Raw genomic sequence first — 22,166 nt, forward strand, 5'->3', positions numbered from 1 at the left:
GACTAGGAATTCACGAAAGAATTGACGATTCCCAAGATGCCTTCGCCGAAATGATTGAGCTTCGCTTCTCCAATTCCGGGAATCTGCAGAAGTTCCTCCGGCGTAGTCGGCTGCTGCTCACCGATGGCCAGAAGGGTCGCATCGGAGAAGATTACGAATGCGGGGACCGTCATTTCCCTCGACATTTCCAAGCGCCATGCACGCAATGCTTCCAGTAGTGCAGGATCCGCACTGACTGGGCACTCTTCACAACGCCCTGAAATCCGCTCGGCATCGGTGTGCAATGGCTTAGTACAGCCCTTGCACTGTTTGGACTGCTGACGCTTACTGCGGGAACTAGAGCTCCTTGAGCTTCGCTGTGCCTCAGCCGAGTAGTCAGAGACATCAATGTCGAGTTCATCGAGGAATCGTGTGCGGCGACGTGACCTGCGGCCGCCTTCTGTCCGCGACAATGACCAAGATAGCTCCAGATGTTCGCGGGCTCGAGTAATGCCGACATAGAACAGACGGCGCTCTTCTTCGATGGCTTCCGCCCCCTGCGCAGGAGAACGGTCGAATTTATTCAGCGCATGTTGGATAGGCAGCGAACCGTCGGTAAGCCCAACGAGGAACACCGCATCCCACTCCAGCCCCTTGGCTGCATGCAGGCTAGCCAGCGTCACGCCATCCAGCGTCGGTGGATGTTTGGCCTGCTGCCGGGTGTGCAATTGGCCGAGGAGCGCCTGGATATTGACCTCGGTGTTGGCATGAACGATGTCTTTACACAGGTCAAATAGGGCGCGTAGTGACTGCCAACGTTCCCTGGCACCAGCGCCTTCCGGCTCTTGGTCAGTCATGCCAAGACCCGCGAAAACCTGCTTGACCAAATCCAACAGATTCGTGCCCTGCAATGTCGGAACAGTCCGTGAGGAACGGGAAACTCGCACAAGTGCAGCGATGGCATCGCGGATCTCGGGACGCTGGTAGAAACCGTCCCCGCCACGAACCTGGTAGGCGACTCCTACCTCGGACAAAGCCTGCTCAAAAACTGCGGACTGTGCGTTGATGCGGTACAAAACGGCAATCTCCGATGCCGGCGTTCCTGCGTCGATAAGCCGCTTGATGCTGCGCGCGGTCGCGCGAGCTTCCATCGGCTCATCGTCGTACTGGTTAAAAGTCGGCTCCGGGCCGTCTTCACGCTGCCCAATCAGCTTCAGCCGCGAGCCGGCGATACGCCCCTGCGCACGGCCGATGACATTGTTGGCCAGCTCGACGACCTGTGGGGTCGATCGGTAGTCCCGCTGCAGGCGGACAACTGTGGCTTCCGGGTAGTCCCGAGAGAAGTTCATTAGGTACTGCGGAGTCGCCCCTGTGAAGGAGTAGATCGTCTGGTTGGCGTCCCCGACAACTGTGAGGTTGTCACGGTCTCCCAGCCAGGCGTTGAGAACTCGCTGCTGTAACGGGGTGACATCCTGGTACTCATCGACGACGAAGCACCGATACTGGTTGCGGAATTCCTCCGCCACTGCACGGGAATTCTCCATCGCACCGGCGGTGTGGATGAGCAGGTCGTCGAAGTCAAGCAATAGCCCGTCAGGAGTGGTTTTTATGTCCTCGTAAGCGTGATAGCAATCGACAATTTTTTCCGCAGACAGAGGTGCCGTGCGCCCATGCTCCCGCAGCGCGGCCTGGTACTGATCCGCACCGGCCAGAGTGGCCTTCGCCCACTCAATCTCGCCCATGACATCGCGGATCGTTTCCTTGGAGGTGTCCAGGCCCACCCGGCGTACTGCTTGGGCGACGACACGGAATTTCTTGTCATCCAACAGCTGCCAGGGCATATCACCGGCGACTTGGGGCCAGAAGTAGCGCAGCTGGCGAAGAGCTGCCGAGTGGAAAGTACGCGCCTGGACTCCAGGCGTTCCCATCTTTGCCAGGCGGTCGCGCATCTCCCCTGCTGCACGCGAGGTAAATGTCACCGCTAATACCTTCTGCGGCTGCACAAACCCCTGGTCAATGAGGTACTTGATGCGATGAGTAATTGTTCGGGTCTTACCTGTACCGGCTCCAGCAAGAATGCACACCGGCCCCATCGGAGCCGTTGCTGCCTCGCGCTGGTCTGGATCCAGCCCAGCTAGATAATCCGGCTTGTTCACATCCGCCTCTGAGTAAGTCAAAAGTTGTTAGACCCCATTTTTAAACTGGTCGAGTGCTATTCGTCATTGCTGTAGACACGGCGGACGTACAGCAGCCGGTCGCCTGGCTCCACCGACTCACACTCCGGTGAATCAATTCGGTACAGCTCACCCGAGCGCACCACGCCGAGTGCAATATCCGCGAGGTGCCGTGGGCTGGCACCGATTTCCTCTTCGGTGACCAGCCTCTCTGCAACAGAGAATCCTTCATCCGGGCTCAGGAGGTCTTCCATCATCTCAACCACCGAAGGAGTCACCGTGGCCAGCCCCAGCATTCGGCCGGCGGTTTCAGAAGAAATAACCACTTGGTCTGCACCTGACTGCGTCAACAAGTGGCGGTTTTCTGATTCACGCACCGAGGCCACAATTGAGGCACCCGGCGCCAACTCACGGACCGACAACGTGACCAGCACCGCTGTGTCATCTTTGTTCGGTGCAACGACTATAGAGCGGGCACGCTGAATACCAGCTAACTTCAGCACATCGGATTTGGTAGCCGACCCATGCACCGTCGCCAAGCCTTGATTCGAAGCGTGATCGAGTGCTTCCTTGTCCGTATCAATAACAACGATTTCTGCCGGATCTACGCCGTCCGCGAGAAGAGCTGCAATGGCAGAACGACCCTTGGTGCCGTATCCGATAACGACGGTGTGGTTGCGCAACTGTCTCCTCCAGCGCTGAATTTGCAGGGTTTTCCGAGATTCTTGGGTCAAAACGGTCAGAGTAGTACCGACCAAGAGAGCAAGGAAGGCCACGCGCAGTGGCGTAATGATCAAAATATTGAGTAATCGAGCCCTCTGTGTCACCGGCGTGATGTCACCGTAACCCGTCGTCGACAGGCTGACAGCCGAGTAATACACCGCATCGATGAAGGTGAGAGGCTCCGTATATCCGTTGCGGTCGTAGTAGACCACGACGGATGCAATCAGCAGCAAAAATACGGCGTAGTTCAAACGACGTATGATTAGCCGCCAAGGATTCTTCGGCGCGGACTCAGGCAGGCCAATGACTCCCAGCAGTGCATGCCCGGGAAGATCATTGAGCCCGGTTTCGTATCCCGAAGATTTCCGAATTGGATTACGCAACCGCTCCTCGCCTGCCTTTCATGAAAACTCCTCCCGGTGAAAAATAGCGCATACAAACTGCTGCTTTCACCTGGATAACTGGCCACGGCCACGCGGCAGTTACATACGTAGATGATTATCCAATCAGCTCGCGCATTTTCCTGTCTAACTCTATCCTGCTTGGCAGTAGCGCTTCATCTGGTATTAGCGTCCGTCCTGCCGAAACGTAGAAGAACCCGGCTTCAATGTCTTCGGGGGCAGTTTCCATTCCCATCTCGCGCAGCCTATCCGACCACGCCAGGCGGTAAATCGCCAGCTGTAGCGCCGCTACTTCCCTTTCCTTTCCGCGCGGCATCTGGCCTGTCTTCCAGTCAATGACGCTCCACTTCCCGTTGTCGTTAAACACCGCGTCGATTCGGCCGACGACCCGCCTCTGCCCGATGGCAATTTCAAACGGCACCTCTACATGCGTTGGCGTGCGGTCAGCCCACACAGATGCCTCGAAGTTCGCCTTCAATTTCTCCAGTTCGCGTTCGGACGCGACTTGTTCTGTGCCGAGGAAGTCATCCAGTTGATCCCCGAAGAGATCCTCATCGTCCAGCAGACTGTGTGCACCGAAGCGATTCTCCAACCAAGCGTGGAATGCCGTACCTCGGCGCGCGAATCGGTTTGGCTTAAACGGCACCGGGCGTGCTTTCCGACGAGCAAACGCGACCGGATCCGCAATCATGGCTTGGTATTCGCTAGTGGACATGCTTGTCGGCATTGGTAGATGAATCTCCGCGGCCTTAGCTCGAAGGATTTCATCCACAAGAATGGTCGTTTCCGTTTCCCATACCTCAGACAGGTCACCTGCAATGGGGCGCTCATCCTGGTCTTCTCTCATGTAGCGCATGACGCTTTTGGCTGCTCGCTGCGTACTATCTCGGCGGTTGCCCAGGGTATCGACGGGCCAGACCACCCCATCAACCGCAGTGTCGCAGTCCAAATCGACTTCAGTGTCCTCTACCTCAGGGTCCTCCCCATCTGTCCACGACACCACATAGTCACTGAATTGAGTGGCGATGGCTGCGAAGTCCGCCGACACGTCGGTGGGGTTCTTCAAGCTCGGATTAGGCCGCCTGCTTGCAGTGACAATGAGCTTTTTCGCGGAGCGAGTCATGGCAACGTAGAAGAGGCGCTGTTTTTCTTCCCTCTCCACTTCTCGCAGCTCTTCCTTGTAGGATTTGATCACCTTGTTGAGGTCGGTCTGGTTATCGGTGCCTGATATGTCCAGTTCGGGGGCGTTGCTATCGACAGAATCAGCGACAGGAGCCCAATCGCCTGCTGCAAGCCGTGTTGCATCCTCTGTTGGTTCTGCACTAGCCGTTAGCGGATCCACCTGGGTAATTGCCCCAGGAGGAAGCTGAACTGAATTGGTGAGCCACGATGACAAATCAACTTTGTCGAACTTGCTGGTGGTGATGCCCGGAACAGCAACGGTTTCCCACTCCAAGCCCTTTGACTTGTGCATAGTCATGATTTGGACACAGTTTTCCGGCATGTTCATAGGTGCCCGTTCCAAGCCATCATCGTGTTCGACAGCGAATTCCAGATAGTTCAAAAACCCTGTCACATCGTCCGAGATATTTTGAGAATACGTCGCAGCGATATCGACAAACCTATCCAGATGTGCGGTTGTCGGCCTGGTTATCGCGGTAGCGGAACCGTACTGTCCAGCCGCTGCTTCTACGCGAATTCCAAACTCAGTAGCGATGTCCTCGACCAGTTCCGGCAGAGGCTTATTCAGCGAGAACCGGCGTAGTTTTCGTAGGCTTGCACCCAACTGTGCGATGCGCACCATTGCTTCATCTGTGTAGTTCAGTGACTCGCTGCAGACCAACCGCCCATTTTTTTCCACACTGCCGCGCGCCAGCGGGGTGCCGTCGTAAAAACGAATATCCGGGTCGGCGATGGCGTGCCCCAGCCCCACCGCGGACGATGCTGCTTCGGCATCTTCCACGAGCTTGTCATACTGGCGAGCGAGCTGGGAAAGCGGTGAGGAGTCTGAAGTCTCTTCGACGTTGCCCTTCTTGCGGGCCAACTCGTCCTTTCCTGCGATTGCCAGCTGATCTACACGAGTGCGAAGTGCCTCCACGTCTGCGGCACCCAAATTGAACTGTGGGCTGAGTAGCAGACGCAGAGCATCCTGGTCTGAACTGGGGTCGACCAATATCTTCATCACCGAGGTGATATCCATGACCTCGGGCAAGTGCAGCAATCCAGCGAGTCCCACAATGATTGCAGGCACACCCCGCTCAGACAGTGCATCTAAATAGACAGCCGATTCAGCATTTGTCCGAACCAGGATGGCAGCATCGAGCTTGTTGCCAGCTGCTTCACATTCGCGTAATTGCGCCTCCATGCAATCTGCGATGTATGCAACTTCTTCCTCACCGGTTGCAGTGAAAGCAAGCTGCACCTCGCCCTGACCTGCTTTTGGCCCCGCATCCAGTGCCTCTACCGTACGAGCCTGCCCCGCAAAAGCACGGTCGGAGACTGCGTTAGCAAGCTGCAGCACTGACTGCGGGTTTCGCCAAGAAATGGTCAGTTGCTTTTTCTCCGCTGGCTGCCCATCCGACCGCGGAAAATCATTGACAAACTGCACAAGGTTTTCGGCCGTTGCTCCTCGCCAGCCATAAATTGCCTGCATCGGATCGCCGACAGCGGTGACACAACCACCGGAGAACAGCGCACGCAGGAACAGCCGCTGTGTGTGCGACGTGTCCTGGTACTCGTCGAGCATGATGATCTTAAAGCGACGCCGCTCCTCCTCCCCGACTTCCACGAAGTCGGTGGCTAGCCGGGCCGCCCGAGCCATCTGCATACCAAAGGTGGCGACATTTTCTTCATTGCACCGAGCTCGAACCTGCTCTACCAGCGGCAAAATCTCTAATCTCTCCCGCTGCTTATCGACGATGCCCTGTAGATCGCCAATTAGTCCCTCGCGTTTACCCTTCTGCGGGGTCTGCTCAATATTGCTGATGAACGCTTCGGTTTCCTCGCGAATCGCCTGCGGGGTAGATAAGTTTGAGTCGATGTTCGACCCCAGCTCAATAATGCGACTAGCCAGCGTTGATGGTGCAATATCGACATCAATTTCGGTCACATTGCGAGCTGTTTCCCAGGCCAACTGCCACTGCGTCGCGCCATCCATAATGGTGACCCCCGGCTCCGTCGGCAGCAAAAGACCATAATTGCTCACGACTTCAGAGGCATAAGCATCGTAAGTAAGCGTGGTTGGGGCAATGACCTCGAGGCTTGCTAATACCTCTGGTGAAGCTTGTGCACGAAATGCAGCGGAGGAAGCAAGCGCATTCAGCTGTTGGCGGATACGGACGCCGAGCTCGCGCGCTGCCTTCCTGGTGAAGGTCAAACCTAGAACTTCTTCTGGGCGGATAAAGCCGTTGGCGACCAACCACACGACACGGGCAGCCATTGTCGCTGTTTTACCAGCACCGGCACCGGCGACAACAAGCATTGGTTCCATCGGTGCACCGATTACCGCCGCTTGTTGCGGAGTGGGCGGAAAGTCCTGCCCCATCATCTCCGACAGGGTGACGGGATCAATGATGGTTCGTTCCTCCGACATGACTACCGATTCCCTTCTGCTGCCGGGCACGCCTTCGAAAGCGTGCAGAACTTGCAATGATCACCAGCGAGCGCCAAGGCACGCGGGCCAGACGTCGCACGTGCTACCTGCTCCACGCGACGCTCCCAGTCAGCCAACTTGTCTTCCGTGAGCTTTGACTGTTCTCGGCTAGTGATAATGGTCTTATTGTGTGACTTTCGCGGAAATACCAGGTATGCCCCAGATTGTTCAATGCCTTCGCCGTTGTCCACAGCGAGCCCATCTCCGCTTTCAACGAGCTTCCCCTTCGACAGCGCTAGTTGATATGTAGCTAGCTGTGCGTGTCCTTCTACTTCTTTACCGGAGGGCGCTGTCTTACCGGTTTTGATATCGACGATTTGAACTGCACCATCAGCGTCTTCAATCAACCGGTCGATTCGTCCGACAATCACGATGTCATCGTTGATGTTGACATTTACTGGGACCTCGGTTCCGATATCTTTCTTAGTCTCAATCCACCGCTGCCAATCCTCCAGCCCGGTCAACCAGGTCTCTTCCTCAGTACGCTTACGCCACTCCGGATCATCGGACAGGTCCCCAAAAACACGCCGGATCTCAGACTGAGCCTCAGGCACAGTCACTCCCTTCGCGACTGCTTCTACCGCCTGATGCAGTAGAGAGCCCAGATACATGGCCGATGTCGGTGCTGATTTATCCAACATGGCCTTCAACGGACAACTCAGGGTTGCTTCCACCTTGGAGGGATTGATCCTCATCGGCTTCTTGTCATTTACCGGCTTCGAAGTCGACGGTGCACGGAGCCCCCACCAGGTGTCTGGATGTGCGCCAGCAACCTCAACCTGCGCCAATCGCGCGAGTTGACGTGCAGCTTGTCGACGCCGCGTCTCAGTCTCCGCATCGTCCACAACGGCTGCACGCAGTTCTGCCAGCAGTGACTCCACAGAGAGCACCCGTGGCAGGCCTTCACCGGCCCATGCGACATCTTCTGCCTCTGCAACATCCGGATTGCCGGCGTTTACTTCATTAGCCGTAGCCCCGACTCCGTTCGCAGACGACGAGGCTTCCGATTGTTTCGCCAGCTCCGTCACCGAATTACCGAGCTTTTCAACGAGCTCGATAATAAACGGACTGGGAACTCCAACATCGTCAGGAGAATCGACTGCGGTCAGCAGTACCCTGTCGCTCGCCCGTGATACCGCGACGTGCAGCAAACGACGTTCCTCCGCCAGCGCATCCGCCATGGAATTGATGTACTCCCGCGGCTCAATTCCGTGATCGACGAGACCGATGAACTCGTTCTGCTTCATCACCGAGCCAGTCACACCGAGGCTGGGCCACTGGCCTTCCTGGACTCCGACAACCGCTACTGCTTTCCACTGCCTGCCCAGAGCCGCATGGGCTGAGAGAATGCGCACGGCATCGCGCTCTACCCCGCTACGGTCACGTGCGCCGATGGGCAGCTCCTGCTCTTCCACAGAAGCGATAAAACCGTCAACCGTCAGTTTTGGATTCAGCTCCACACGGTCACCAGCAAAGTCGAACAGTGCCATCACAGCATCCAAATCGCGGTCAGCCGATGCGCCAGCTGTACCGCCGCGCAACGATGCCGCCACCAGATGGTCTGCCAAACCAGTGGACTGCCAAATTGCCCACAAAGTTGCTTCCACACCATCGCGCAACGCTTCACGAGCTGCGCTCAACAGATCCAGCGGCACCTGCAGCGCCTGACGTTCACGCTGCGACAGAGACTCAATAAGCTCCAGATGTTCAGCTGTGAGTCCCTCTGCCTTCAAGATTCCGATGAGCTGAGTCATCGCGGCCCCGCCGAACAGGTCGGCCTTTCGGATTCCGCGCAGCAGACGCTCTTTGACAATCGGATCCATGTTGACCAATGGGCCGGAGAGGAACTCGTCCCACTCCACGTCATCGAGCTGGTTCATAGTTGCCCGCAACGCCACCATCAGCGCTCGCACCAATCGCTGATGACTTAGCACGATGTCCGTTGGGTCAATCTGCACAGGCACACCCGCACGCGACAACGCACGGAACAGAGAGGACTCCCCTGCACCGGACCGGACGATGACCGCCATATCCTTCCATGCCACTCCCTCGTCAATATGAAGGCGCCGGAAGTAGTCCGCGACTGTGGCTCGCTGTGCACGTTCAGAAGGATGAATAGCTATTTTTACTGCACTTTTAGCTGCGTACGAGTTTTCCGCTGCGACGGTATCGCTGTTGTTTCCAACTTCGGATTCACGAGCTTCCTGTGCTCCAACTGAACCGACAATGCCACGGTATGCAGGAGCCTTAGGCAAGCGCTGAGAAACTGCGTTGACTAAATCCGCGATATCAGCGTTACAGCGGTAAGACTGCTGCAAGTGGATTGCCTTGTACTCGACCTCACCAGTCCTCCGGAGATAGTCATTATTAGCACCGCGGAAGTGGAATACCGATTGATCTTCATCACCAGTAATGACGGCTACCGCCGCCTGCGACACAAACCGATCCACAAGACGCGCAGCTTCCGGGGATAGGTGTTCAGCATCATCGACCAGCACCACCGACTTTCCCCACCGAGCCAGTGCTTGCGCGTCTGCATCCAGCTCCATCAATGCCGCAGAGACAATCTCTGCAGCGTTCAGGCTGGGCTCCCACGCCAACCGCATAGTCTGCTGATACTCCGCCATAAACTTGCCAGCCGCACACCACGACTCAATGCCATAGTCCACGCCGAGCTGCTGAAGCCTCGGGGCATCAATCCCCCGCTCAGCTGCACGCAGCAGAAAGTCACGAACTGCACGGGAAAAACCGACTAATGGGAGAGCCGGGCGCAACCGCTCTGGCCAATACGCACCACCATCTTCCGCATGTCCGGCCAAAAGTTGCCGCACGACAGCATCTTGGCGTGCACCAGTGGTCAACGATGGTTCAGGCTCTCCCCGACTCACGGCGGCATCACGTACTACTGCATAGGCAAGTGAATGCACGGCACGCACCATGCCACCTTGGCCTGCCCCGACCGAACCGCCTTCCCCCAGTTCAGAGGAAAAACGCCTGTCAATATCCCGCCTCAATTCCGCAGCGGCCTCTTTTGACTGTGACACCACCAAAATACTGTCCGCCGGAATGCCCGCCTGCATGTAGTCCACCGCGAGATCTGCCAGCAGCGAACTCTTTCCAGTCCCTGGGCCGCCTAAAACGCGCACAACAGGCTGGTTTACAAGCTTGTTCTCTACCACGAGCGCCTGATTATGGGAAGGGAAAAGCGCCTCTACCGCAGTACCCAACCACTGCCGACGACGAGGAGGTTCCTCCTGGACGAACCGAACCTTCGGCATTCCATCTACGTTCATGTGCACCATTGTGGCACAACCTCCGGACCGATACTCGAACACCCATTCGAAATAAGGAGAAAAGTACCCCCGTCCCAAAAACTCCCGTAAATACTGCCCGGCGTTACTTAGACACAAACGCGCGAACTAGCGAAGCCGCGCGGAACAGACCGCGATACGCACTCGGCTGCGATTCTGGACTAACAGCGTGGACAAAAAGTCGATAACACATCGCACGAACGAGCAACTGACCGAAATCCGGCAGGTGATCGAAGCGCCGCAGTAGCTCCTCATCAGCCCCCATCATGGACAGACAATCCACTGCCGCCAAGGCAGCTGTCCAACCACGGACATGCCACGCTGGCACGATATCGGTGAGAACCGGGGCGGCCGTGCCGTCGTAAAGCAGCGTGCCGACGAGGTCTGCGTGACAGACCTGCAGAAGCTCCGTTGGCACAACCATCTCTGCCCGCAGCTGGAGAAGATCACCGGAGATCGTGAGAGCCTCGGCACAATCGGCGCGGGGGACGCTATCCGCGTCGAGAAGCTGCTCGAGGATGCCGATTGGGTCAGAGTCCCAAGCTGCGCGATTACACATGACGAAGTAATCGGGCTCTTTATCAAGGAGGAACTGTGGCCGTTCAATACTGGCAAGCGACTCTTCCACGCGACCAGCGGCCACAATGGTTTCATCGGCACGTGGCGCGAATCCCCCCGGGATGAAATGACGAGCCTGCCACCCAGCAATGACTAAGCGGCCGTCACTGGTACGCACGGATTTCGCCACTCGGACGCCATCGACATCTAGCGCACTGCGAACCTTTGCAGACCACAGCGCCTGCGCCGAATTATGTACCGGCGAAAGGACAATGGAATCGTCGTAGACCCAGCCATTGTCCCAAGCTCGCCCGGCACGATGCGGCTCGCCCTCGGCACCAAAGGCCTCTAAAACACGGTCGGGAGGAGTGGCGATCATAATCTGCTACTACCTTGCTTTCTGAGTCGGTGCGGCCGTATCGTCGTCCGCCCCAAATGGGTACGGCCAGCCGTTGACAGAACACGTCTTACCATCGACCTGATAGACCTCGCTGCTGTCGATTTTGTGCAGTTCATCGTTCGACACGCTCAGGGTCTGCTGCATCATGATTGGCGCGATACCGCCGTCCCTCGGACAGGGCTCGTGAACCGCGTACCCAAGTCCGTGACCAACCTCGTGATTAATAAGGTATTGGCGATACAATCCCAGGTCCCCCTCAAAAGGCAGGGCACCTCGAACCCACCGGGCGATACTGACGACCACGCGCCCAGGCTCACCTTCCCGCTGCCCAGACCGGTAACAGGAGGTCTCCATTCCCAAGGTGTTGCCGCACAGCTGATGTGCGGTTCCAGTCGCGGAAAGCTGCACGACAATCGTCGGATCCTGGTCGCGAGGCACTGCCTCGAAAGAAAAATCTGGATTAGCTGTCCAGCCACGTGGATCGGCCAGAATCGAGTTCACCGTCTCTGCAAAGGCGCGCTCGCCACCAATCGAAGGAACATCAATGTTGTCTTCAATTTCCACGGAATACCTGACCGCATTGTCGCGCCCCTCCCCAACACGGGGATGCGCCACGGTGACATCTTTAAAATTTCCCGAGGGTTCCGTGGCAAAGGCCGGACCGGGTGGCAACTGCCCTCCCTCGTAACCATCACCGTATCCCTCACCGGGCACCGGACCAGGGCGACCATTGCCACTCTGCGAGGCGACAGTGCCAGTGCCGGAACCTGAAGAATCATCTTCAGCAGTGAAGATGTCGAAGAGAATGATGACTGTGAGCACCACAAGTACAGGGATGGCATAGGCTCGCCACCCCCAACTCCTTGCAATGCGTACGAGAAAGGGTTCTTGCGTCATTAGGCGAAGAAGCCAACCTTACGGTCTGCGTTATTACCGGTACGGACGTAGGCGACCTTGTCAGCATTAATCAGGTACTCCTGACCAGCGCCGTCGCTGAGCTCAATCACACCTTCGCCAGCAGCCAGCTTCTGGGAGATCGCAGCCTTGACCTCCTCGCCACCAGCGACGTTTTCAATGCTCAGCTCACGCGTATTGTCTGCAAATCCAATAGTGATGTCCATAGGTGACATCATAACCATTCCCAAAGCGGCTAGGATTAGAGAGACCGATTAAGCCGTCGTGTCACGTGAGGTTACAAACAGCAAAGGAGTCGCCGTGGCAGAGTCCCAGTCCCCGACATTCGTCGAATTGGGGGTCGCCGCGGAAATCTGCGACGCACTCGCCGACGAAGGAATCAACCGCACATTTGCCATCCAGGAACTGACGCTGCCCTTGGCGCTCGACGGCACGGACATCATCGGCCAAGCCCGTACTGGCATGGGAAAAACCCTTGGGTTTGGTGTCCCCCTCATTGACCGCGTCTTTGATGACGCCCGCATTCCAGAACCGGATGGCACTGCCCGCGCAATCATCGTCGTTCCCACCCGTGAGCTGTGCGTGCAGGTCGGCGAGGACTTAGCCCGCGCTGCGCACTCAACCAATCTGCGTGTATGCACCATTTACGGTGGCCGCCCCTATGAGGAACAGATTGAACAGCTAGACCGCGGCGTGGACATCATCGTCGGCACTCCGGGCCGTCTCATCGATCTTTACCAGCGCAATAATCTAGAGCTGTCAGGCGTAAAGATTTTGGTTCTCGACGAGGCCGACGAAATGCTCGACTTGGGTTTCCTGCCGGACATCGAGAAGATTCTGGCTGCGGTGCCGGATGAACGTCAGACCATGCTCTTCTCGGCAACAATGCCGGGCCCTATTCTGACTCTCGCACGTACCTTTATGAATCGCCCGGTGCACATCCGCGCTGAATCAGGCGAGGAAGAGGCCACAGTCCATGAGACCACTAAGCAGATTGTTTTCCAATCGCACCAAATGGATAAGGTTTCAGTCATTGCCCGCATCCTGCAAGCCAACGGTCGTGGTCGCACCATCATTTTTGCTCGTACAAAGCGTGGTGCCGCTTCCGTTGCTGAGCAGCTCGGCGAGCGGGGCTTCCTGGTCACCGCCGTCCACGGCGATATGGGCCAGCCTGCACGTGAGCGCTCACTGACGGCGTTCCGCAATGGCGACGTCGACGTCCTGGTCGCAACCGATGTCGCGGCTCGCGGTATCGACATCGACGATGTCACCCACGTCATCAACCACCAGGTGCCCGATGACGAAATGACTTATGTCCACCGCATCGGCCGTACCGGACGCGCGGGACACAGCGGTGTCGCCGTTACGCTCGTCGGCTGGGATGAGACCGCAAAGTGGAAGGCTATTTCAGATGCTCTCGACCTGGACATGGCCGAGATTCCGACGTGGTTTTCCACCTCCCCCGAGCTCGCCGAAGCTCTTGACATCCCCGAGGGAATCGATGAGAAGGTCGGGCCAGCCCGTCCGGTGTTGGGGTCCCGACCGCCTCGCGGGCGTGGCGGAAGAGGTCCGCGAAACAACCGCTCACAGCCTCATCATCGCAATCGCGGCCAAGGACGAAACTCACGGCGGGACGGCCACTCCAATTCTCATCGCCGCCGCTAAACTGCTGCGCGTGCCAACTCCCCCGCCTCACTTCTCTCCACGACCACTCGTCGACAGGACATTCCAACCGTGCTGCAGTCACCACAAGCCAACGCTGAGCCCACCACTGCAGAGACCCGACTGCGTCGAAATCGAATCGCATCAGTCATTCTCATCATCGCCGTAGTGCTAGTCATCGGTTGGACATGGGTCGCTTCCCCGGCCCGCAAGGTCGATCGCACTGAAACGACGGCTTCTGCCGGCTCGGCAATGCAAGCCCCGGCTGCGAACGATCCGGAGGCAATGCCACATACTCTCCGGCCGGTGTGGTCCACCGAATCGTCGGCAAGCACAAGCACGCACACCATCTCCCCGGCGCCACTGGTGATGGACAACTCCCTCATCGTTGCTGAGGACCGGGGCGTGCGTGCTATCTCGCTTAACGACGGCACGGAGCGATGGCACTATCGACGAGATATTCCGCTGTGTGCGCTCTCGGGCAGTGATGGCCAAGTTTTCGCGACTTTTCGCGGGGCAGCTGGCTGCGGTGAGACCGTTGCACTCAAACCCGATTCGGGGCAGTATGTCGCGACCCGAAAATCGATTGCGGCTGACAGCCCTGCCGCCGTGCGCTCGAATTCATACGCGGGTGTCTACGACTCTGGATTCCTGGAGCTGTGGCGTTCTGACTTGGTCCGAGTAGTCGAGTACGGCAAGATTCCAGCATCCCCGGAACCGAAGATGCAGCCACACCCAGAGTGTTCGATTATCAGTGCGCTCACACGCGTGGAGCTGCTGGCCGTTGTCAACAACTGCGATGGTCACGGACGCCTGGTCATGCAGGTGGCAAATCCGGAGGAATCGCGGAAACCAGAGGTCAAGAGCGATATTGACCTTGGTCCAGTAACTGCAGATATGTCGCTGGTATCGATTGGCCAGGACACGGCAGCGGTACTGGCAGACAATCGCATCCGCGTTTTTCGTATGGACGGCACGATGCTAACTGAGTTGGCGCTGGGTGAGACTACTCTGCGTCCAGCACCGGCTGAAGCTAACTCCGACGACGACGCCCCGCGTGCGCCTTTTACAACGGATCTCCCCCATCACATGACGTGGTGGTCGCCACGTGGATTACTTGGCTTCCGCCCGAGCACCCTGGCGCCGGATTTCGAGTTTCCTGAGGCCACAGGAACCCCAGCTCCATGGGGTGAGCATGTTTTCATGCCAGTCACTGACGGAGTTGCGGTATTGAATGCCTCAACTCTCGAAATTATCGGCACACTCCCGTTGCCTGCAGCTGCGAAGTCCACTCATGTAAATGATGCGGACAAGCCGGAACTGCCCGTGCGCCTTGCAGTTGTCGGTGACACTCTACTGGTTCAGCGCGGTGAGTCAGTCGACGCGTTCGCCATCGAAGCTTAAAAAGAGCGGGCAGCCCAATCAATCGCCTTCGGACTAAACATACAGGCCAGCGCAGCAATTGAAGCTGCCGCCGTCGGCAGAGCCAGCAGAAAAGCGCTCGAGCGGAACATGTAATAGGCCACCCCCAGCAAGCAGAGGTTGAGCATAATAATCGGCCCGCGCCCCCAACGGGCGCCACGCAGCAACATAATCGCACCAGCGAAAACAGCGCCGAAAATGAGAAGGAACCACAGCGCGGTACCCCAACCGGAAATGACCGCGGCCTCGTCGCGGTACCCCATCAAATCACGAATCAGAAGGAAGACTCCGTAGCCCAGACCGAGGGCACATTCGGCGACACCGATCCACGCACCGACCATGACAACCTGAGGCGCGGCCATCGGCCCGTCGGCTGCCGCAAGCTGTTCGGTAGTACGCGATTTGGGCACATTGCTGCTGTTTTTCTGGTTACTCACGCCCTACATGTTAGCCCGGTGCGAACCGATGAATACACCCTGGAGGCAAGTCGACCGATGCACCCATCACAAGTCTATTCATGCACTACTCTTGGTGCCTGTGCGTGCGTTGCTAATCTCCAATCCGAATTCGACCAGTAACTCTGCTCGACGCATGCCCAGCATTGTGCGGGCGCTTCGCTCAGTCGAGGGGATCCGCTTAACATCCATGTTCACCGCTTACCCCGGCCATGCTGAGGAAATGGTGGCGGGAATAACGGTTCGCGATTACGACGTCATTATTTCCCTCGGCGGCGACGGAACCATTAACGAGATTGTCAATGGGCTCATGGACTCCAACCCATTCTCCGCACTGCCTGCCACTGACCTGCCTGCCATCGCAACAATTCCCACAGGCAGCGCCAACGTCTTGGCGGGTGCGTTGGGTATTCCCCGCGACCCCGTAGATGCCGCGTGGTACATCGCAAGCCTGCTGCGCTCCCGAACCCGCAGCGCTATTAGCGTTGGACATGCAGCAGAGCGATGCTTCGTCGTCAATGCCGGTATCGGCATCGATGCGGAAGTCATTTCCACCATGGAACAGCTCCGACATAACGGCACCCGCGCCAAAGCCGTGCGCTATTTGCCGGCAATTTTCACCGCATGGAACGAGTTGCGCAAAAGCCCGCCACAAATCACCGCAACTATCGACGGCAAGGAATTTGGCCGCGATCTCGCAATGGCTGTGGTGTCCAACTCCAATCCATGGACATTCCTCGGCGACCTCCCCATCGTCACCAACCCCACTGTGTCACTGCGCAGGGGCCTGGGGTTTTATGGCTTCACTTCTTTAAAGGGAGTGACGGGGCTTGTCGCCGCAGCCAATTTGGCCGGTTTCTTCACCCGACTGCGCTCCCCCTTCCACGTCGAAGCCCGCGAACGACGCGTCGACAACGTCCAGCACATCGAGCTCACCGCTACTGCCCCACTTCGTCTCCAGTTGGACGGCGAGTACATCAATCAGTGTGAGTCCCTCAACATCCGTGTTAAGCAAGGCGCTATCAATTTTGTGGCGCGTGCCGACGATTACACCGAGGACCAGTTCACCAAGAAAGTCGCTACCCGCCCCGTGGACGAGCGCTTGCTCGTTGTGGTGACCAAAAAGGTCATGGATCGCACACGCCGACTGTTCAGTACTAGCCAAAAAGCCAAGGCAAACCCGACTTAAACTGCAACTGTTTACTGACAAGCCAACAAAAATGCGCCATACACCCTCACTACTGCAATTACCAAAACTAATTTTACCCCCACAAAGGGCTAGTTTTGACCTGGCGTTTTAACCAAAACTTCACTTTTCTGTGAGGTTTGGCACTTTTATTCATTTTGCTCTTTACGAACCGCCCCAGTCGTGAAAACATGTAAATCGTCAGCGAGACAGGCACGCAGTTCACTGGTTGTGTAACCATGCAAGTCTCGCCTTTTTAGGCGCAAACTCTTTGGTGAGTCCCCACTACCTTTCACGTCGTATAGGCGATGGAACAGGTGGCCCCTCCCAAGATGCCTAATACCCCTGGGCAACCGGGAATGAACCCCAACCTTCGTTGAGATACGGCGATTTGTCGTGTCTGACGAAATCCATTTCCGGAGCTGCCTTCCCGCAAGGAAATTTAACCCTGCCCTCACCCGGGGCTCGTAATGTTTTAGGAGTTTGTCATGGATTGGCGTCACAAGGCCGTTTGTCGTGAAGAGGATCCGGAGCTGTTCTTCCCGGTCGGTAACTCCGGCCCGGCTCTCGCCCAGATTGCTAAGGCCAAGGTCGTTTGCAACCGTTGCCCCGTTACTGCTCAGTGCCTGGCCTGGGCACTTGAGACCGGCCAGGATGCAGGTGTCTGGGGCGGCATGAGCGAGGATGAGCGTCGCGCACTGAAGCGCCGTCGCAACCGCGGCCGCACCCGTCGCACTCGCACCAGCACCACGGTCTAATTAAAGGACTTACCCTCGTACCGTGTAATCTATACCGGTTGATACCTGTTTAACCCGATAGAAAGAGAGCCCAGCTATGAGCAAGCGTGGCCGTAAGCGCAAGGACCGCCGTAAGAACAAGGCTAACCACGGCAAGCGTCCGAACAGCTAAGTTGCCCTTAGTTGCAGCAGTCTTAGCCATCACCGGCTAAGACATCTCACTCCACTCCAGCACAACTCGGTATTGCACCGAGGGACGGGGTGGAGTTTTTTATGCCTCCAGCGGATACCCCAACGGGTAGCAGGTCTGAAAGTGACTAGGTTTATGACACATGAATTGAATTCACCCGCGGTTTTTTGTCATAAACCTAGTCACTTTCAACACCTTTTCGATGCCTCGTCGATACCGCATCCTCGCTTTCCGGATTAACCATCCGCCAGAACCTTACCAGCGAGTTTGGAGCCCAAACCCCACCGGAGTAACGTCTGAAAACAGAGCTTTTACAGCAGCTCCAGCTAGGTTGCTCGAAAGCAATGGGGCTATAGCTCAGCTGGTAGAGCGTCGCGTTCGCAATGCGAAGGTCAGGGGTTCGATTCCCCTTAGCTCCACAAATAGCTCCACAAAAATATCCCAGGCCACATCACCGTGACCTGAGATTTTCCCATTACGCATTACCGCATTACCGTATTACGCAACATCGCATTAAGCATCAAAGGAATACGAGCCAAAAGATGACGCACCAAAACCTAGCCGCCAGCAGCTACCTGCGGTATTCCACCCGCGTATAGGACACGCGAATCCGAGTGGTAATGCGCTGACGGAGGTCCTCAGGGGCAGGTTGCTGGCAGCACCGGCGTAGCAGCCGTCGTATAGCTTGCTCGGAACCGAACTCTTCCAAGCACTGAGGGCATTTGTGAATGTGTTCCTCGAGAAAGCGACGCTCCTCCGAATCACACTCTCCATCCAAAAATGCGTGTAGGCGCGAGTGGACATCCTGACAGAAAGCATCTTCACAGGCGTGCCCGCGCTCTGGCGTCTGCTCCATATCTTGGCTCGACTCTCGGCTCATCGCGGAGAATCTCCCTTCTCTTCTTTCAAGAATCCACGTTCCACGGCTACGTTGTGCAACGCGTCTCGGAGCTGTTTTCTTCCACGGTGGAGCCGACTCATCACAGTTCCGATGGGCGTGCCCATGATTTCGGCGATCTCCTTGTAGGGCAATCCCTCGACATCGGCGTAGTAGACCACCATCCGGTAGTCCTCTTTGAGACTCATCAAAGCGTCACGAATTTCCTCGTCAGGAAGCTTTTCCAGCGCTTCAACCTCAGCAGAGCGCAGCCCTATCGAAGTGTGCGACGCGGTTTCCGCGATCTGTGAATCCGTGATGTCATCGGTGGCGTACTCGGCAGGACGACGCTGCGCCTTGCGGTAGTTGTTGATGTACGCATTCGTCAGAATGCGGTAGAGCCACGCTTTCAGATTCGTGCCCGGTTTGTAGGAGCGGAAGCCCTGAAAAGCCTTGATATAGGTCTCCTGCACCAGGTCTTCGGCATCGGCGGGGTTGCGCGTCATCCGCAGCGCCGCTCCATAGAGCTGATCCAAAAGCGGCATGGCGTCACGCTCAAAGCGCTGCGCAAGCTCCTCATCCGACTCATCAGTCCGGATGGCCGATGTTCCTGTCTGATCACCTGACATGCTACCTATCCTAAAACATCCGCACCCACGAGTCGGCCAGACCCCCGTCACCAGGCATTTCGTAGCGTGGCGGCACTGGTGTGCAACGATGGGAAATTATGTCGAAGAAGTCCGCCAAGAAATCCGCTGCCGCCACCCCGGCAATCGCCGTCTGTCAGAACGCCGGAATCGACTTCCACGTTCACCAATTCCCCCACGGCAGCGACAACTCCGGCGAAGAGGCCGCCTCTTGGCTACTAGAGCATCTCGGAGTCGAGCCCGAACGCATCTTCAAAACTCTCATTATCGAGCTATCCGGCAAACGCACTGGGCTGGCCATCGCCGTCGTCCCCGCCACCGGAATGCTCAACCTCAAGGCCGCCGCCGCGGCTGTCGGGGCTTCCAAGGCCATGATGGCCGACCCCCATGACGCGTCACTTGCCACCGGCTACGTTCCCGGCGGCATCTCCCCGCTTGGCGGTCGCCGCAAGCTCCCGACTGTCATTGATGAGACAGCTACTCTCGCCGACACGGTGTTCGTCTCCGGTGGTCGCCGCGGGTGGGACATCGAACTGTCACCCGCTGATCTGGTTTCGCTTTGCGACGCCACGGTCGCCGACATCGCCCGCTAATCCGGCGGCTACTCCTGCAACCTCCCCACTGATACGACCTTAAAACAGCTCCTCGTTGTGGCCGGGTGCTGCTCCATCGGGCCCATTCAGCAGGTGCGGCCCTTCATTCGCAACATTGCCGACGGCGCGGTTGACCGGTCGGATGGTCAGCTTGTCCACCACTTCTGCGCTGGTCATGCCAACATCTCCGTCTGCTGCCCAGGCCGAGAGATCCAACCAGTCACTGACTTCGTCGTCGGCAAGCACGCGCGGCATACGATGATGAAGATCCGCGAGCTGTCCCACGGCGTCGGTGGTGAGAATTGTGGCGGAAACGATATCGCCCCAGCGCGCCCACAGCCCCGCGACGGTGAAAAGCGGTGCGTCATCGCCGAAGCTGACGAAGTAGGGCTGGCGATTCTTCCACTCATACCAACCGTTCATGGGGATTGCGCAGGGCAGGCCATCCCGGAAAGTCGGTTTGGACTGCCAGGTTTCCGCACGAGCATTGAAGAAAGGTGTTGTTGGCACTTCGCGGGCCCACTGCGGAATTAAACCCCAGCGCACGGTGGCAGCAATGGTTCCTGTGCGGCCGGGGTGCTCGCGGGCAAGAGCAACTATTGGCATGGTCGGTCCGATGTTGTAGCGGGAGGTGGGCAACGGGCCGTCGGCACGCACGGGCGCCAAACCGGGAATCTCAGCCGTGGTGCTGAGCAGTTCTTCGGCGACTGTGAAATTGACGAAACGACCACACATACCAACTGATTGTGCCGTTGACTCCCCCTCTAGTCGAGGTATGGAGTGAAAGTGTTCCATAATTGGTTGTGTGTGTTCCCAAAATCAGAATTGGTCCGCCCCTACTGTAAGTGTCGACGGTGCCGAGGCCGGTCGACAGCCTTTTAGCGCCACGGTGCAGATTGCCGGCTCGAAGTCGATTACGAACCGTGCCCTTGTCATCGCGGCGATATCTTCGACACCATCGGTTATCCATGGTGCTCTGCGCTCTCGCGATACCGATCTTATGATTCGCGCACTGCAGGCCCTGGGAACTGACATCAATGCCGACTCGACATATTCGGGTGCCCCGAACCACACGCTCCGCGTCACTCCACGCATGCTTCGCGGTGGTGTCGTGGAATGTGGTCTCGCAGGTACGGTTATGCGCTTCGTGCCACCTATCGCAGCTCTTGCGCAGGGGTCGGTGTTCTTCGAAGGCGACGTAGAGGCCAAGGCTCGCCCGATGTCGGCCGTGCTGGATGCCCTGCGCAGCCTCGGTGTGAACATCGCGGGCAATGGGCTTCCCTTCACGGTCAATCCGCAGGGTCCGAATCAGGGCAACCGCCTCGGTGACTCGGTCCAGGAGCAGGATCTGCCGGACATCGGCGGCGAAGTGGAAATTGACGCTTCGGCTTCGAGCCAGTTCGTCTCTGGTCTGTTGCTGTCAGCACCGCGCTACGGCCGTGGCCTGGTACTTCGCCCGACCGGTGAGATTCCTTCCCGCCCGCACATTGACATGACCCTGGACATGCTTCGCGAGGCCGGTGTGCAGGTCGAGGAGACCACGGCCGACACACCTGAGGGACCACGCACAACGTTCACCATTCACCCGACCGAAATGATGGGTCGTACTTGGCAGGTCGAACCCGACCTGTCTAACGCCGCCGCTTTCCTGGCCGCTGCGGCTGTCACTGGTGGCAGCGTCACCGTGCCCGACTGGCCAGAGCACACCACGCAGCCGGGCGACCGCATCCGCGAGATCCTCACCGCTATGGGCGCTACCGTGACGTTGAACCGTCTCGAGAGTGACCGCACCAGCCTCACCGTCGTGGGCCCAAAGCCGTCGGAGCTGCGCGGAATCACGATGGACATGTCCGAGATTGGCGAGCTGACCCCCACTGTCGCCGCCATCGCCACCTTGGCCACTACCCGCACCGAGCTGACGGGTATCGCACACCTGCGCGGTCACGAGACCAACCGTCTCGCCGCGCTCACCACGGAAATCAACCGTCTCGGCGGTCGCGCGACCGAGCTTGACGACGGCATTGCGATCGACCCCGTTCCGCTCCACGGTGGCCTCTGGCACAGCTACGCCGACCATCGAATGGCCACCGCTGGTGCCATTGTTGGCCTGCGCACGGAGGGCGTGGAAGTCGAAAATATCGGTACCACTGCTAAGACCATGCCTGGATTCGACCTGCGCTGGCTGGAGATGCTCGGACTGGCCTCCCCCAGCCCTAGTTCGTTGGAAAAGTCAGTCGAAGCTCGAATTGATGGCGTGGACAACGGAACCGAGGCAGGGAAATAA

18 protein-coding genes and 1 tRNA gene are annotated in these 22,166 nt (G+C 57.7%); 8 read left to right on the forward strand and 11 right to left on the reverse strand.

What is annotated here, in order from left to right:
• Nucleotides 1-2: 2 nt before the first annotated feature.
• The 7 genes from QP982_RS02575 to QP982_RS02605 all read right to left on the reverse strand — a co-directional run bounded on the left by QP982_RS02575 (nt 3) and on the right by QP982_RS02605 (nt 12,319).
• Complete coding sequence (locus QP982_RS02575) at nt 3-2,072, reverse strand: ATP-dependent DNA helicase UvrD2 (protein WP_049191161.1); 2,070 nt, start codon at nt 2,070-2,072, stop codon at nt 3-5.
• 119 nt (nt 2,073-2,191) lie between these two features.
• Nucleotides 2,192-3,259: a potassium channel family protein gene (locus QP982_RS02580; protein ID WP_016422233.1), complete on the reverse strand. Its 1,068-nt coding sequence runs from the start codon at nt 3,257-3,259 to the stop codon at nt 2,192-2,194.
• A gap of 115 nt (nt 3,260-3,374) precedes the next feature.
• Complete coding sequence (locus QP982_RS02585) at nt 3,375-6,869, reverse strand: ATP-dependent helicase (protein ID WP_147722467.1); 3,495 nt, start codon at nt 6,867-6,869, stop codon at nt 3,375-3,377.
• Between the two features lie 2 nt (nt 6,870-6,871).
• On the reverse strand, nt 6,872-10,222 hold the full coding sequence (locus tag QP982_RS02590) for an ATP-dependent helicase (protein WP_284870177.1): 3,351 nt from the start codon (nt 10,220-10,222) through the stop codon (nt 6,872-6,874).
• A 103-nt stretch (nt 10,223-10,325) separates the two neighbouring features.
• Entirely contained in the window at nt 10,326-11,177 is an 852-nt protein-coding gene (locus tag QP982_RS02595) for a TIGR02569 family protein (RefSeq protein ID WP_048733339.1), read from the reverse strand.
• Between the two features lie 9 nt (nt 11,178-11,186).
• Nucleotides 11,187-12,095, reverse strand: a complete 909-nt coding sequence (locus QP982_RS02600) for a DUF3152 domain-containing protein (protein ID WP_284870179.1) — start codon at nt 12,093-12,095, stop codon at nt 11,187-11,189.
• Nucleotides 12,095-12,319, reverse strand: coding sequence for a DUF3107 domain-containing protein (locus QP982_RS02605; RefSeq protein ID WP_065423001.1), 225 nt, complete (start codon nt 12,317-12,319; stop codon nt 12,095-12,097). Before QP982_RS02605 ends, QP982_RS02600 begins: the two co-directional genes overlap by 1 nt.
• Before the next feature lie 94 nt (nt 12,320-12,413).
• On the opposite strand from QP982_RS02605, the gene QP982_RS02610 reads away from it, so the two are divergent.
• Both QP982_RS02610 and QP982_RS02615 read left to right on the forward strand, forming a co-directional pair.
• Complete coding sequence (locus tag QP982_RS02610; RefSeq protein ID WP_049182189.1) at nt 12,414-13,778, forward strand: DEAD/DEAH box helicase; 1,365 nt, start codon at nt 12,414-12,416, stop codon at nt 13,776-13,778.
• Nucleotides 13,779-13,847: 69 nt separating this feature from the next.
• Nucleotides 13,848-15,179 (forward strand): Rv3212 family protein, encoded by a 1,332-nt coding sequence (locus QP982_RS02615; RefSeq protein WP_070601193.1) that lies wholly within the window; start codon nt 13,848-13,850, stop codon nt 15,177-15,179.
• On the opposite strand, the gene QP982_RS02620 is transcribed toward QP982_RS02615, so the two are convergent.
• Nucleotides 15,176-15,634, reverse strand: a complete 459-nt coding sequence (locus tag QP982_RS02620; protein WP_239393021.1) for a hypothetical protein — start codon at nt 15,632-15,634, stop codon at nt 15,176-15,178. The genes QP982_RS02615 and QP982_RS02620 overlap by 4 nt on opposite strands.
• Before the next feature lie 7 nt (nt 15,635-15,641).
• Here QP982_RS02620 and QP982_RS02625 point away from each other — a divergent pair, with 7 nt between their 5' ends.
• The 4 genes from QP982_RS02625 to QP982_RS02635 all read left to right on the forward strand — a co-directional run bounded on the left by QP982_RS02625 (nt 15,642) and on the right by QP982_RS02635 (nt 18,184).
• On the forward strand, nt 15,642-16,841 hold the full coding sequence (locus QP982_RS02625; protein WP_284870180.1) for a diacylglycerol/lipid kinase family protein: 1,200 nt from the start codon (nt 15,642-15,644) through the stop codon (nt 16,839-16,841).
• Nucleotides 16,842-17,326: 485 nt separating this feature from the next.
• On the forward strand, nt 17,327-17,596 hold the full coding sequence (locus QP982_RS02630; RefSeq protein WP_016422223.1) for a WhiB family transcriptional regulator: 270 nt from the start codon (nt 17,327-17,329) through the stop codon (nt 17,594-17,596).
• Between the two features lie 76 nt (nt 17,597-17,672).
• Entirely contained in the window at nt 17,673-17,747 is a 75-nt protein-coding gene (locus tag QP982_RS10680; protein WP_014300525.1) for a 50S ribosomal protein bL37, read from the forward strand.
• A gap of 364 nt (nt 17,748-18,111) precedes the next feature.
• Nucleotides 18,112-18,184: transfer RNA gene (locus QP982_RS02635), tRNA-Ala, on the forward strand.
• A 152-nt stretch (nt 18,185-18,336) separates the two neighbouring features.
• Here the strand turns inward: QP982_RS02635 and rsrA are convergent.
• Nucleotides 18,337-18,645 (reverse strand): mycothiol system anti-sigma-R factor, encoded by a 309-nt coding sequence (gene rsrA / locus QP982_RS10655; protein ID WP_016422222.1) that lies wholly within the window; start codon nt 18,643-18,645, stop codon nt 18,337-18,339.
• Entirely contained in the window at nt 18,642-19,271 is a 630-nt protein-coding gene (locus QP982_RS02640) for a sigma-70 family RNA polymerase sigma factor (protein WP_016422221.1), read from the reverse strand. Before QP982_RS02640 ends, rsrA begins: the two co-directional genes overlap by 4 nt.
• 98 nt (nt 19,272-19,369) lie before the next feature.
• Here QP982_RS02640 and ybaK point away from each other — a divergent pair, with 98 nt between their 5' ends.
• Nucleotides 19,370-19,882 carry a Cys-tRNA(Pro) deacylase gene (gene ybaK / locus QP982_RS02645; protein ID WP_284870181.1) on the forward strand — a complete coding sequence of 171 codons (513 nt, stop codon included), beginning with the start codon at nt 19,370-19,372 and terminating at the stop codon, nt 19,880-19,882.
• A gap of 39 nt (nt 19,883-19,921) precedes the next feature.
• On the opposite strand, the gene QP982_RS02650 is transcribed toward ybaK, so the two are convergent.
• Nucleotides 19,922-20,617 (reverse strand): SOS response-associated peptidase, encoded by a 696-nt coding sequence (locus tag QP982_RS02650; RefSeq protein WP_069359461.1) that lies wholly within the window; start codon nt 20,615-20,617, stop codon nt 19,922-19,924.
• Nucleotides 20,618-20,687: 70 nt separating this feature from the next.
• On the opposite strand from QP982_RS02650, the gene aroA reads away from it, so the two are divergent.
• Nucleotides 20,688-22,166, forward strand: coding sequence for a 3-phosphoshikimate 1-carboxyvinyltransferase (aroA, locus tag QP982_RS02655; RefSeq protein ID WP_070566232.1), 1,479 nt, complete (start codon nt 20,688-20,690; stop codon nt 22,164-22,166).

It is taken from the genome of Corynebacterium sp. MSK019, assembly GCF_030232425.1.
Lineage (GTDB): Bacteria > Actinomycetota > Actinomycetes > Mycobacteriales > Mycobacteriaceae > Corynebacterium > Corynebacterium jeikeium_D.

What these genes read in the sequence shown, in the direction of transcription:
- QP982_RS02600 (WP_284870179.1), bottom strand. Translation starts at nt 12,095, where the DNA reads ATGACGCAAGAACCCTTTCTCGTACGCATTGCAAGGAGTTGGGGGTGG.
- rsrA (WP_016422222.1), bottom strand. Translation starts at nt 18,645, where the DNA reads ATGAGCCGAGAGTCGAGCCAAGATATGGAGCAGACGCCAGAGCGCGGG.
- QP982_RS02625 (WP_284870180.1), top strand. Translation starts at nt 15,642, where the DNA reads ATGTTAGCCCGGTGCGAACCGATGAATACACCCTGGAGGCAAGTCGAC.
- QP982_RS02595 (WP_048733339.1), bottom strand. Translation starts at nt 11,177, where the DNA reads ATGATCGCCACTCCTCCCGACCGTGTTTTAGAGGCCTTTGGTGCCGAG.
- QP982_RS02590 (WP_284870177.1), bottom strand. Translation starts at nt 10,222, where the DNA reads ATGAACGTAGATGGAATGCCGAAGGTTCGGTTCGTCCAGGAGGAACCT.
- QP982_RS02575 (WP_049191161.1), bottom strand. Translation starts at nt 2,072, where the DNA reads ATGGGGCCGGTGTGCATTCTTGCTGGAGCCGGTACAGGTAAGACCCGA.
- QP982_RS02585 (WP_147722467.1), bottom strand. Translation starts at nt 6,869, where the DNA reads ATGTCGGAGGAACGAACCATCATTGATCCCGTCACCCTGTCGGAGATG.
- QP982_RS02650 (WP_069359461.1), bottom strand. Translation starts at nt 20,617, where the DNA reads ATGTGTGGTCGTTTCGTCAATTTCACAGTCGCCGAAGAACTGCTCAGC.
- QP982_RS02605 (WP_065423001.1), bottom strand. Translation starts at nt 12,319, where the DNA reads ATGGACATCACTATTGGATTTGCAGACAATACGCGTGAGCTGAGCATT.
- QP982_RS02630 (WP_016422223.1), top strand. Translation starts at nt 17,327, where the DNA reads ATGGATTGGCGTCACAAGGCCGTTTGTCGTGAAGAGGATCCGGAGCTG.
- QP982_RS02640 (WP_016422221.1), bottom strand. Translation starts at nt 19,271, where the DNA reads ATGTCAGGTGATCAGACAGGAACATCGGCCATCCGGACTGATGAGTCG.
- ybaK (WP_284870181.1), top strand. Translation starts at nt 19,370, where the DNA reads ATGTCGAAGAAGTCCGCCAAGAAATCCGCTGCCGCCACCCCGGCAATC.